Below are 10,699 nucleotides of genomic sequence, written 5' to 3' on the forward strand. Positions count from 1 at the left end.
ATCGAATAGAGAGGCGTAGCTACCTCTCTATTACTCTCCAAACTTAATGTTATAGCGACGTTTAAACCACAGTAAAAATGGGATTTCAATCACGCTAAATGCGACAATCGTAAACACCACCCAATTACTCTTAAAAAACACTAACGAAAATTCGATATCCTTACCATAGTACAAACTTCCAGACACGACTAAAGAAACCGCAGTAACCAATAAATCTTGTTTGCTGATACTGGCGAGACTTTTCTCTTTCAACTTTGGGTAAACGAATACGTAGGCCACAAAAAGTAGAATAAAGTTGAGTAAAATAAGCGTTAGCTCAGGTGACATGATTACCTCTATGCCTTGTGTGTCATTCGGCACAAGATAACATAATTTCTTAGCTTAATGCCTCGTGGAAACGCTTTTTATCTGATACTGAACAGGTATAATGGTAAATCCAACTTTTGAGGTGCACATGATCTCCAAGAATCAACAAAAACTACTTCGTGCTTTAGGGCAAAAAAAATATCGCAAACAACATGGCCTGTATTTAGTACAAGGTGAGAAGAATGTGATTGAGTTAGTTGATGCTGGGTTGGCTGTTGAACAGCTGTTCGCGACCAGTGAGTTCATGACAAAGTATAAATCCAAACTCGTTAATATTGCCTGTGTAGAAGCAGAAGAAGATGTGCTGAGTAAGGTGAGTACTTTGGTATCAAATAATGCGGCGATAGCGGTCGTTGCAATGCCGCCAGCAGAAGAAATCAATACTGCTGGGCTGGTGTTGGCATTAGATGGAGTCTCAGACCCGGGTAATCTCGGTACCATTATTCGTCTTGCTGATTGGTATGGATTAACGCAGCTTGTGGTGAGCGAAAACTGCGCCGATCAATTTAACCCTAAAGTGATCAGTGCCACCATGGGCTCATTTGTGCGTGTTAATGTGGTGAGAACCGATCTCGAGGCCTTTTTAAAGCAATATCAAGGTGAGTGCTATGGTGCATTCCTTGGTGGTGAGAGTGTGCATCAGTGCCAATTTAGTCGTAATGCCGTGTTGGTCATGGGCAGCGAGTCTCATGGTATTAGCGATACCATCGCGGCGCACATCAATAAAAAGGTGACTATTCCTGCGTTCGGTGGTGCTGAATCATTGAATGTAGCGATGGCTACCGGGATCATTTTGGATAATATCAAACGCTGTCATTGCTAACTCATAGATCTTACTAATGAATTGCCTTATTCTCAAAAGTAACCGCGAACAACAATAATAAGCTATGCGACTGAGTAGCATCAAACTGGCCGGCTTTAAATCTTTCGTAGAGCCAACCAAGATCCCGTTTCCTGACCAGATGACATGTGTGGTTGGGCCAAACGGCTGTGGTAAGTCTAATGTTATTGATGCAGTGCGCTGGGTACTGGGAGAAAGCTCTGCGAAAAACCTCCGTGGCGATGCCATGACGGACGTTATTTTTAATGGTTCAACCAAACGTAAACCTATCTCGCAAGCTTCTGTAGAACTGATTTTTGATAATACTCAAGGCCGGTTGCCCGGCACGTTTGCAGATCGTAATCAAATTGCCATTAAGCGCTTAGTAACGCGCGATGGCCAATCTCTTTATTTTTTAAATGGTAGTAAGTGCCGTAAGCGCGATATCACGGATATCTTTTTAGGTACTGGCCTAGGTCCTCGCAGTTACGCAATTATCGAGCAAGGGATGATCTCTCGCTTGATCGAAAGTAAGCCGCAAGAGTTAAGAGTTTTTTTAGAAGAAGCCGCCGGAATTTCAAAATACAAAGAGCGTCGACGAGAAACCCAAACTCGGATCAAGAGTACCCGCGAAAACATGGAGCGTTTGCTCGATGTTAGGCAAGAGCTACAGAGTCAGCTAGATAAACTGGCACTTCAAGCACAACAGGCGAGCGAATATAAGTCTTTAAAGTCGCAAGAGCGTGACTTAAAGTCGTGGATAGCAATTTTAAAGTGGCAAAGCCTTGAGCAAAAGCAGGCAATCAAAGCCAAAGAAATTGCCAAACTCAACGAAAAATTAGCATTTTTTAATGAAGCTCACAGTGGCCATGACAGCATTTTAGCGACGCTAGAACATGAAATTAAGCACTTCAATGATGGCTATGAGCAAGCACAACATAGCGTACACCGAATTGAAACCCAGTTGGCAACGCTTGAGCAACAGAAAGTCAATCTAACAGATAAAAAGCGTCAGCTTATTGAGCAGTCCCAAATACTGAAATCACAACAGCAAGAAGTGATTGAGGCGCAAGACGAGCAAGCCGAGTATGTGGCGAGCAGCGCTGAAAAAGTCGCTGAAGTTTCTGAACGACTTGAAATTGCGCTATTGCAACTGGAAGAAATTCAACTCGCAAATGAGCAAAGTGACACAGAGCAAACTCAGTTAGAAGCGCAGTTTAGTGGCGCACAGAAGCAGTACCAACAAATACATGCTCAGGTACAGCAAGGGGCAAGCCAATTAGCGCAACAACAGCAAGCTAAACTGCACGTAGATAAGCGTCAGGCTGAGCTGCTGGAACAGGCCGAAACGCATCACGCATCTATGTTGGAAAATGACTTGGCTGAAGCTCAGGATGCACATCATCAGCTAGTTCAAGCGATGGCAAAATTACAAAGCCAAGCTAGTAAGTTGCAAGGCCAAGAGCAAGCCAATAAAGAAGAAATCTTACAGGCGCAGACTCATGCTCAAAAAGCGCTTCAGGCGCTACAAGAAGTGCAATCTGAAATAAAAGCGTTATCACGCTGGGCAGAGGAAACGTCGGAGACTTCAGCTGCGACTATGTTATCGCAACTTGTTGTTGAGTCTGGGTATGAAGAATGCGTGGAAGCGGCACTGCTTGGGTTGACGCATTTAGTCGTTGAGCAAAGCGAAATGAATACGCTATGGCCCATTGAACTCGAAGTTCCCGTTGATTCCGTCGCGACAAAAATAAGCTCAGGACTGTTCCCCAGCTTTTTAACGAAAATAAAATTATGCGCTGAATCTACAGACTTTAAATCGTGTGAACAATTTCTTCTCGGCGTGACGGTCAGTGGCGTTATTGTGGGGGATAACTTTAAGGCCAAGGCGAAAAGCAATGAAGAGAGTGGCGCGTTAAAACGCTATGCCCAATTGCAGTCATGCCATACTCAGCTTCCTCATTTGCAACAACTCGCTGAAGAGGCTGAACAGGTTGTAGCGCAAAAACACATTGTTCTTGAGAACACGCAAGCTGGCTTATTAAAAACACAGCAATGCGTTCACGAAAAAGCCCAAGCGATCGCCAGCCATAAAACCAAAGTTGAAATGCTGGATGAGAATCTGAGCGCTTGGCGTGAGCAAGGACAAAAAATTCAGGAACAGCTTGATGTCATTGCTCAAGAACGAGGCGAGGTCATCGAACAACTTGAACTTTATACTGAACAGCAATTACAACGTGATGAGCTGCTAGCGCAAGCACAACAAACACAACAACTGGCCGAGGCTAAGTTGGCCGAGTTTAAACAACATAGTCAATCTCGACGCGCCGCATTACAAGACGCGCAGCAATTAGTTCATACCACTAAGCTTGCATCGCAGCAGGCAGAAAGTGAACTACAGCTCAGCAATTCTAAGTTGGAACACTTGCAACATCGTCGCGATGAAATAAACCAACGCATCGAGCAAACGCAAGCAGATATTTTGCTTTGTGAAGAGCCACTCGCGGAGGCGCATGAAGACATGGAATTATTGCTCGCCCAACATCTAGAAGCCAAAGCGCAAAAGCAAACGATGTTGGATACGCTTAACCAAGCTAAGGAAAACCTCTCCCAAAAACAAGCGGCATTAAAAGATGCACAAGGCGAAGTGAGTAAACTCAATGAGTCTTTGCAACAAGTGAAACTTGAAGAGCAAAGCTTGATGATAAAGGCGCAAGCGGCACTTGAACCTTTGCAGGAGCTTGGTCGGACGCTAAAAGCGGAGCTGGCGCAATTACCTGAAGATGCAAATTTGGGGCAGTATCAAGCTAATTTGAGTCGAGTCAGTAATGATCTTGGCAAGTTAGGGGCTGTGAACTTAGCTGCAATTGAAGAGTTTGAAGAAGCGAAGGCACGTAAAACCTATTTAGATACACAGCTGGATGATCTCACTAATGCGTTAGAAACGTTAGAAGCGGTGATCAGAAAAATTGATAAAGAGACCAAAACCCGCTTTAGTGCCACCTTTAATCAAGTGAATGAAGATTTAGCCGAGTTGTTTCCTAAAGTGTTTGGTGGGGGGAATGCATATCTAGAATTGACTAGCGATGACCTGCTTGAAAGTGGTGTTTCTATCATGGCAAGGCCGCCTGGTAAGAAAAACTCGACAATTCATCTGTTAAGTGGTGGAGAAAAAGCGCTGACCGCATTATCATTGGTGTTTTCAATATTCAGGCTTAATCCAGCCCCATTCTGTATGCTGGATGAAGTAGATGCACCGCTTGATGACGCAAACGTAGGGCGATTTTGTCGTTTGGTTGAAGAGATGTCGCAAACAGTGCAATTTATTTATATCAGTCATAACAAGGTCGCTATGGAAATGGCGGGTAGACTGACGGGGGTAACCATGGCAGAACCAGGGGTGTCGCGCATGGTTGCCGTAGATATAGAACAAGCGGTGCAAATGGCACAGGCATAACAACAAAAAAGGTGAGCAATGGCCACAGAGTTAAGATGGGCATTAATCGTGATCAGTGCGTTGGTCATAGGCGGGTTACTCATACATGGACTTTGGTCTGTTCGTAAGAAGAACAGCGATAAAGCTTCAAAAAAGGAGCCCAATGAACTCAAAGAGCAAACGCCGAATCATGATAAAGAGTCTGACGAACCTGAAATTGGAGAGATGACCTTTAGTGCGGTGGATGACGAGCCTGCGACTGAGGGCATTATAGCGACGGAAGAGCCTGAAACTGAGGTGCAAACCGAGAGCAGTGGATCTGAAGAGGCTGAGCCTGAAGAGAGTGCATTAGAGCCACAAGACTTTATTATTCTTCACGTTGATATGCCTGAAGGCCTGAAAATGGCAGGTTCAAGGTTGTTACCAACCGTGTTAAGCCTTGGATTTAAATATTCTGATGAGGGCTTCTTTAATCGCCATTTAGAGCCGTCCGGAAATGGTCCTGTGTTATTTAGATTGGTAAACATGTACAACCCAGGTACGTTTGATATCGATAACATGGAACAATTTAGCACCGCTGGCATTAGCCTATTTATGACCTTACCTTGTGAAGGCGATAACTTGGCTGCATTTAATATGCTTCACAGTGCATCGAAAAAACTAGCTGAAGAGTTTGGCGCAACCGTACTTGATAAAGACCGCGAACCGTTAACGGTTGAAGCCGTGCGCGGTTATGTTGAAAAAGTGCGTGAATTCGCCGCTTAATCGCTACTTAGAATCATTTTTAAGCCACTGGCATCCGCTGGTGGCTTTTTACGTTTAGAGGTTTAAATGTCAGACAACATTGAAAGCCAAGTTGCAGCACTTAGGCAGCAACTCGAAGATTACAATTACCAATATTATGTTTTAGATAACCCAAGTGTGCCTGATGCGGAATATGATCGTGTGATGCGCCAGTTGATGGCGCTTGAGCAGCAGCATCCTGAGTTACAAAGTCCTGATTCCCCATCGCAGAAAGTGGGTGGTGAAGCGCTTAGCAAGTTTGAGCAAGTAACACACAGAGTACCTATGTTGTCGCTTGATAATGCCTTCGACGAGAGTGAATTTACGGCATTTAATCGCCGTTTAAAAGAGCGCCTACTGACAAGTAAAGATGTTACTTTTTGCTGTGAACCAAAGCTCGATGGCTTGGCGGTGTCTATTTTGTATCGTGATGGTGTGCTCGTTCAAGCGGCGACAAGGGGAGACGGTCAAGTTGGGGAAAACATCACTGAGAACGTCAAAACCATTCGCAATATTCCGCTGAAACTGCGTGGAGAACATATTCCGCATGAAGTAGAAGTGCGTGGTGAAGTTTTTATGGATACTGCGGGTTTCATTAAGCTAAATGAAACGGCGCAAGCGAAAGGTGATAAGACCTTTGCAAACCCAAGAAATGCGGCAGCGGGAAGTCTGCGCCAATTAGACTCAAAAATTACCGCTAAGCGTCCGTTGATGTTTTATGCTTATTCTATGGGCTTGGTTGAAGGCGGTGAACTGGCCATCGAGCATTATGCGCAGCTACAGCAATTACAAGGTTGGGGCTTGCCAATGAGCCCTGAGACAAAGCTTGTCGATAATGCACAGCAAGCTTTGGCTTATTATCAAGATATCATGACGCGCCGTGCTGAGCTTCCCTATGAAATTGATGGCGTAGTGATCAAAGTGAATGATAAAGCGCAGCAAGAGCAGCTTGGTTTTGTTGCTCGCGCGCCGCGTTGGGCGATTGCATTTAAGTTCCCTGCACAAGAAGAGATCACTCAGCTGCTTGATGTTGAGTTTCAGGTCGGTCGTACTGGTGCTATCACGCCCGTTGCACGTTTAGAGCCTGTTTTTGTTGGTGGTGTTACGGTATCGAATGCCACGCTTCATAATGGTGATGAAATTGCGCGGTTAGGTGTAAAGATTGGTGATACCGTTATTGTACGCCGAGCTGGGGATGTGATCCCTCAGGTAACTCAGGTCGTTTTAGATAGGCGTCCTGATGATGCCAAAGAGATTGAGTTCCCAGATACTTGTCCGGTGTGTGATTCTCATGTTGAACGTGTTGAAGGAGAAGCGGTTGCGCGTTGTACTGGCGGTTTAGTGTGCCGTGCACAACGTAAAGAAGCAATTAAGCACTTTGCATCGAGAAAGGCCCTCGACATAGATGGGCTTGGCGACAAAATAGTTGAGCAGTTAGTTGAGCGAGAGCTTATCAAGACGCCTGCTGATTTGTTTATCTTAAAGCAGGGCCATTTTGAGTCTCTTGAACGTATGGGGCCAAAGTCTGCTAAAAACTTGGTTGCGGCACTTGAAGAGGCAAAGCAAACAACGTTAGCCAAATTTTTGTATTCGCTTGGGATCAGAGAAGTCGGTGAAGCGACAGCACAAAACTTGGCAAATCACTTCCTGACGCTTGAAAAAGTGATGGCCGCCTCCATTGATACTCTACAGCAAGTAAGTGATGTTGGTGTTGTTGTTGCGCAGCACATTCATAGCTTTTTTGCCGAGCAGCATAATCAAGAAGTGGTAACTGCATTGATCGAAGTGGGTGTAACTTGGCAAGATGTTGCAGCACCGTCAGAGGATACACAACCTTTAGCAGGGCTAACTTATGTATTGACTGGAACCTTGAGCCAATTGAACCGCAACGATGCTAAAGCGAGATTGCAAGCGCTTGGCGCTAAGGTCGCGGGTAGTGTGTCGAAAAATACGGATGCAGTTTATGCCGGCGAAAAAGCAGGCTCTAAGCTCACTAAGGCACAAGAACTAGGTGTTGAGGTGTTCGATGAAGAGGCGCTGATCGCACTGTTAAACAAATACGAGTAGTAAAATGAAATCAGTAACACGATACGGCCCTGAATACTGGGATAAATATGGCGTTTATCGTACGCCAATCGCTTTTAATTTAGCGCTGGTTGTGTTGCTCCGCCCCTTGCTTATTTGGGTGTTTTCTGCACTTGCGAGACGCCCAGACTTGGATTTGATGTCGTTATTCTTTGAGTCTAAGTTTCACTTTTTTGTCGCGACAGGGATCGCTTGTATCGCGCTCATACCAACCGTTGTGTTTTCTCTTAGGCGACCAACAAGCTCTCCAAAGCTCGCTGCCGTCTGGCGTTATATGCGTTTGCCACTTATATTAACAGCGGTACTCGATTTAGCGTGGTTGATCCTGCAAGCTGGGAAAACCCATTATAGTTTTTCTCCTTATATTGCCGTACAAATTGTGTTGGTGAGTTGGGTACTTTTATATTTAATTAAAAGTCGCTATCTAAGCTGCTTTTTTGGCGATTGGCCACTTCCTGTTGAAGAGCAAAAGACAGAAGTAAACAAGAGAGAGAATTGAGATGTTAAAGTGGTTAGATATACTAAACTTTGCCAGAAATGGTAATCCTGTTGCTCCTCGCAGAGTTGAAAAATCGGACCAGCAATGGCAATCAGAGCTTGCTCCAGAAATTTACATGATCACCAGGAAAAAGGGGACTGAACGCCCGTTTAGCTCACAAAGTTGTCAGCTTTTTGAACCTGGTAAATACTACTGTGTATGCTGTGGCGAGTTGTTATTCGATGCCGAAGAAAAGTTTGATAGTGGCTCTGGTTGGCCCTCGTTTACACAGCCTGCAGCTGTGGAAGCGGTTGCGTATCATGGCGATAAGAGTCATGGAATGACGCGCGTCGAAATCACTTGTAACGTGTGTGATAGCCATTTAGGTCACGTATTCCCTGATGGCCCTGAACCAAGTGGACTGCGTTATTGTGTTAATGCCCTTGCAATGGAAAAGAAATAGCTCAATTGCGATAAAACAAGTGACTACTCAAAGTCGAGTTTCATTTCATTTAGTTTAGCTTTGAGTTTACCGTAGCGGATCTGCTGTTCACTATCCAACTCAGACTGATTTAGCAAGGTTGTACAACGCTTTGCTAAATTGGAATTAAAAGTACTTCCTGACTTAGCACAACTATCACTCATACATTGCAGTAAATTTAGCGCTATTCCCGAGTTTTTAGGCATAATTCTAAATGCTTGAGTGAATGCCTCCAAAGCGGTTTCATATTGTCCTTTGTTAAACTGTGTGACCGCATGGTTATTCAGCTCTCTAGGACCCATAGTGATCTCTTTTTTCTCTTGTTGCTGCTGATATAGATAGTGCATTGTGATGGGATCTGCGCTTGAGTTATGGCGTTCACAGTGTGCAATAACTTGACTAAATAGCTCCTGAGCTTTGTGGTTTAACCCCACCTCATGTAGTGCTTTTGCTTTGTCTAAAGTGGAATCTACCGAGCGAATAACGGGTTCATCTTCTAACTGTTCTAGCAGTTGTTTCGCTTTTTTATGCTCATCTTTTAGATAATGGACGCGGGCGTTGAGGACATCGATTTGCGCTTGGGTTTGTGCGTTTGGAAATTGGTGCTTTAAATCACTCAGGTATTGTTGTGTCTGCCTTGTGAGACGAGTAACTTGGTCTGATTGATCGGTACTCAGGGCAAAGTCTATTCCAGCTCGTGCTGCATTCAAATACACTTCGGGTTTGTCATGGATCGAGTAGCGCGCGAAACTTGCGATATCTTTATGTGCTTTATAGCTGGCTTCATAGTCGTGATTAATTTGCGCAACTCGACCAAGTGACTGTTGCCTATTTATGTTTCTGGGTGCCATCTCAATTGCTTGCTCTAACAATTGTTGGGCATTCTCATATTGGTTTAGCTTTATTTCGAGTTTGCTCAATAAATCGAGCGCAGGAAGACGAGTTTCCGGTCGCTCGATTAAGGTTTTTAACATCTTTTGAGCAATAACATCTTCATTGTTGGTAATGAGCGCCTCGACCAAGCCTAGCTTAGCCCATGTAAACTTTTGCAGAGCCAAAACCGACTTGTAAAAAGACTTAGCTTCTTCTAGTTGATTAAGTCTGAGTAGAAGTTCTCCTTTTAGCTTTAGGAGTAGGGAAGTGTAGTTATGATCTTTGTTGTCTAGTTCTAGATCTAGCGCTTTTAAGGCCTTTGAATAGTTCTTATCGTCTACAAGCAAGTTTATATGCCTTAAAGCCTGTTTACGCTTTAAAACTCGTTCTATACGGTTTTGTAGTTCTTTTATTGAAAAGGGCTTAACTAAAAAGTCATCGGGTTGGAGTTCGATAATACTATGGACTAACTCGGGGCTAGTTTCAGAAGAAATAAAAATAAAAGCGGTACTTGAGCGAATTAACTGTTTGGACCGTAACTCTTCATAAAATTGATAGCCATTTTGCTTTTTTGCTAAACCAAAAGAGCATACGATGAGATCAAACTTATTGATAGTGCAAAGCTCTTTTGCACTGTCTGCACTTTCTGCAAATTTTAAATTTCTGAAATCTAACTGTTCTAAAGATTGTTTCATATAGCTCAATGCTAATGGTTGATCTTCAACGATTAACATTTTGGCATTTTGAATAGATGGAGCTGACATAGAAACAATTTTTAGACAATGGCTTTGCTTCTAGTCTAGTACTTAGGTGTAGTTTTGAAAACAAAAATTAACTCATTTTTAGTAGGTTAGTCTATTTAGCTTATCCCAACTATTTACTGAGGTTAGTGGCAAAATAGTTAAGGATATAACTAAAATTTGGGAGGCTAAGAAGAGTAACTAATTAGTTAATAAATGAGAAAAACGAGGTTGTTTCTATGGGCTTTATGGCAGGTTTAAATTTATTCAGTTTGATGTGCTGTTTGAGTATGTGACAAGTAACAATGACTATAAATAAAGTGAAAAAGTGTCTTGTACTAGATTTAAAGTTATGGTTTTAGCCTTGCTTAGATTTAGCGTGATGTTTTGTATCGGCCACTCTATCTAGAAAATAAAGTGGTGGGTTGTACTGGACTTGAACCAGTGACCCTCGCCTTGTAAGGGCGATGCTCTCCCAACTGAGCTAACAACCCAAATTGTGTTTCAATTTATACTCTTGAATTGAGTTTAATGTCCAATTCTAATCTAAGAGTAGAAGTGGTGGGTTGTACTGGACTTGAACCAGTGACCCTCGCCTTGTAAGGGCGATGCTCTCCCAACTGAGCTAACAACCCAA

General features: G+C 43.6%; 8 protein-coding genes and 2 tRNA genes. 6 read left to right on the forward strand and 4 right to left on the reverse strand.

What is annotated here, in order from left to right:
- Window positions 1–30: 30 nt before the first annotated feature.
- A complete protein-coding gene (locus EXT48_RS01920; RefSeq protein ID WP_010378819.1) occupies window positions 31–327 on the reverse strand; it encodes a hypothetical protein in 297 nt (98 codons plus the stop codon).
- A 127-nt stretch (window positions 328–454) separates the two neighbouring features.
- On the opposite strand from EXT48_RS01920, the gene EXT48_RS01925 reads away from it, so the two are divergent.
- From EXT48_RS01925 to msrB, 6 genes are all read left to right on the forward strand, one after another.
- Entirely contained in the window at window positions 455–1,189 is a 735-nt protein-coding gene (locus EXT48_RS01925) for an RNA methyltransferase (RefSeq protein ID WP_205992050.1), read from the forward strand.
- Between the two features lie 64 nt (window positions 1,190–1,253).
- Complete coding sequence (locus EXT48_RS01930; protein WP_130163429.1) at window positions 1,254–4,643, forward strand: AAA family ATPase; 3,390 nt, start codon at window positions 1,254–1,256, stop codon at window positions 4,641–4,643.
- Window positions 4,644–4,661: 18 nt separating this feature from the next.
- Window positions 4,662–5,387, forward strand: coding sequence for a cell division protein ZipA (gene zipA / locus EXT48_RS01935; protein ID WP_130163430.1), 726 nt, complete (start codon window positions 4,662–4,664; stop codon window positions 5,385–5,387).
- Window positions 5,388–5,453: 66 nt separating this feature from the next.
- On the forward strand, window positions 5,454–7,472 hold the full coding sequence (gene ligA, locus EXT48_RS01940; RefSeq protein ID WP_130163431.1) for an NAD-dependent DNA ligase LigA: 2,019 nt from the start codon (window positions 5,454–5,456) through the stop codon (window positions 7,470–7,472).
- Between the two features lie 4 nt (window positions 7,473–7,476).
- Window positions 7,477–7,989 carry a DUF2919 domain-containing protein gene (locus EXT48_RS01945; protein ID WP_045990300.1) on the forward strand — a complete coding sequence of 171 codons (513 nt, stop codon included), beginning with the start codon at window positions 7,477–7,479 and terminating at the stop codon, window positions 7,987–7,989.
- A 1-nt stretch (window position 7,990) separates the two neighbouring features.
- Window positions 7,991–8,431: a peptide-methionine (R)-S-oxide reductase MsrB gene (gene msrB / locus EXT48_RS01950; RefSeq protein WP_039491435.1), complete on the forward strand. Its 441-nt coding sequence runs from the start codon at window positions 7,991–7,993 to the stop codon at window positions 8,429–8,431.
- A gap of 23 nt (window positions 8,432–8,454) precedes the next feature.
- On the opposite strand, the gene EXT48_RS01955 is transcribed toward msrB, so the two are convergent.
- The 3 genes from EXT48_RS01955 to EXT48_RS01965 all read right to left on the reverse strand — a co-directional run bounded on the left by EXT48_RS01955 (window position 8,455) and on the right by EXT48_RS01965 (window position 10,697).
- Entirely contained in the window at window positions 8,455–10,086 is a 1,632-nt protein-coding gene (locus EXT48_RS01955) for a response regulator (protein WP_039491432.1), read from the reverse strand.
- Between the two features lie 394 nt (window positions 10,087–10,480).
- A tRNA-Val gene (locus tag EXT48_RS01960) sits at window positions 10,481–10,556 on the reverse strand.
- Window positions 10,557–10,621: 65 nt separating this feature from the next.
- Window positions 10,622–10,697: transfer RNA gene (locus EXT48_RS01965), tRNA-Val, on the reverse strand.
- Window positions 10,698–10,699: the final 2 nt, after the last annotated feature.

Origin of the sequence: Pseudoalteromonas sp. CO348 (genome assembly GCF_004208845.1) — a bacterium.
GTDB classification, from domain to species: Bacteria; Pseudomonadota; Gammaproteobacteria; order Enterobacterales; family Alteromonadaceae; genus Pseudoalteromonas; species Pseudoalteromonas maricaloris.

What these genes read in the sequence shown, in the direction of transcription:
- EXT48_RS01920 (WP_010378819.1), bottom strand. Translation starts at nt 327, where the DNA reads ATGTCACCTGAGCTAACGCTTATTTTACTCAACTTTATTCTACTTTTT.
- EXT48_RS01925 (WP_205992050.1), top strand. Translation starts at nt 455, where the DNA reads ATGATCTCCAAGAATCAACAAAAACTACTTCGTGCTTTAGGGCAAAAA.
- EXT48_RS01930 (WP_130163429.1), top strand. Translation starts at nt 1,254, where the DNA reads ATGCGACTGAGTAGCATCAAACTGGCCGGCTTTAAATCTTTCGTAGAG.
- zipA (WP_130163430.1), top strand. Translation starts at nt 4,662, where the DNA reads ATGGCCACAGAGTTAAGATGGGCATTAATCGTGATCAGTGCGTTGGTC.
- ligA (WP_130163431.1), top strand. Translation starts at nt 5,454, where the DNA reads ATGTCAGACAACATTGAAAGCCAAGTTGCAGCACTTAGGCAGCAACTC.
- EXT48_RS01945 (WP_045990300.1), top strand. Translation starts at nt 7,477, where the DNA reads ATGAAATCAGTAACACGATACGGCCCTGAATACTGGGATAAATATGGC.
- msrB (WP_039491435.1), top strand. Translation starts at nt 7,991, where the DNA reads ATGTTAAAGTGGTTAGATATACTAAACTTTGCCAGAAATGGTAATCCT.
- EXT48_RS01955 (WP_039491432.1), bottom strand. Translation starts at nt 10,086, where the DNA reads ATGTCAGCTCCATCTATTCAAAATGCCAAAATGTTAATCGTTGAAGAT.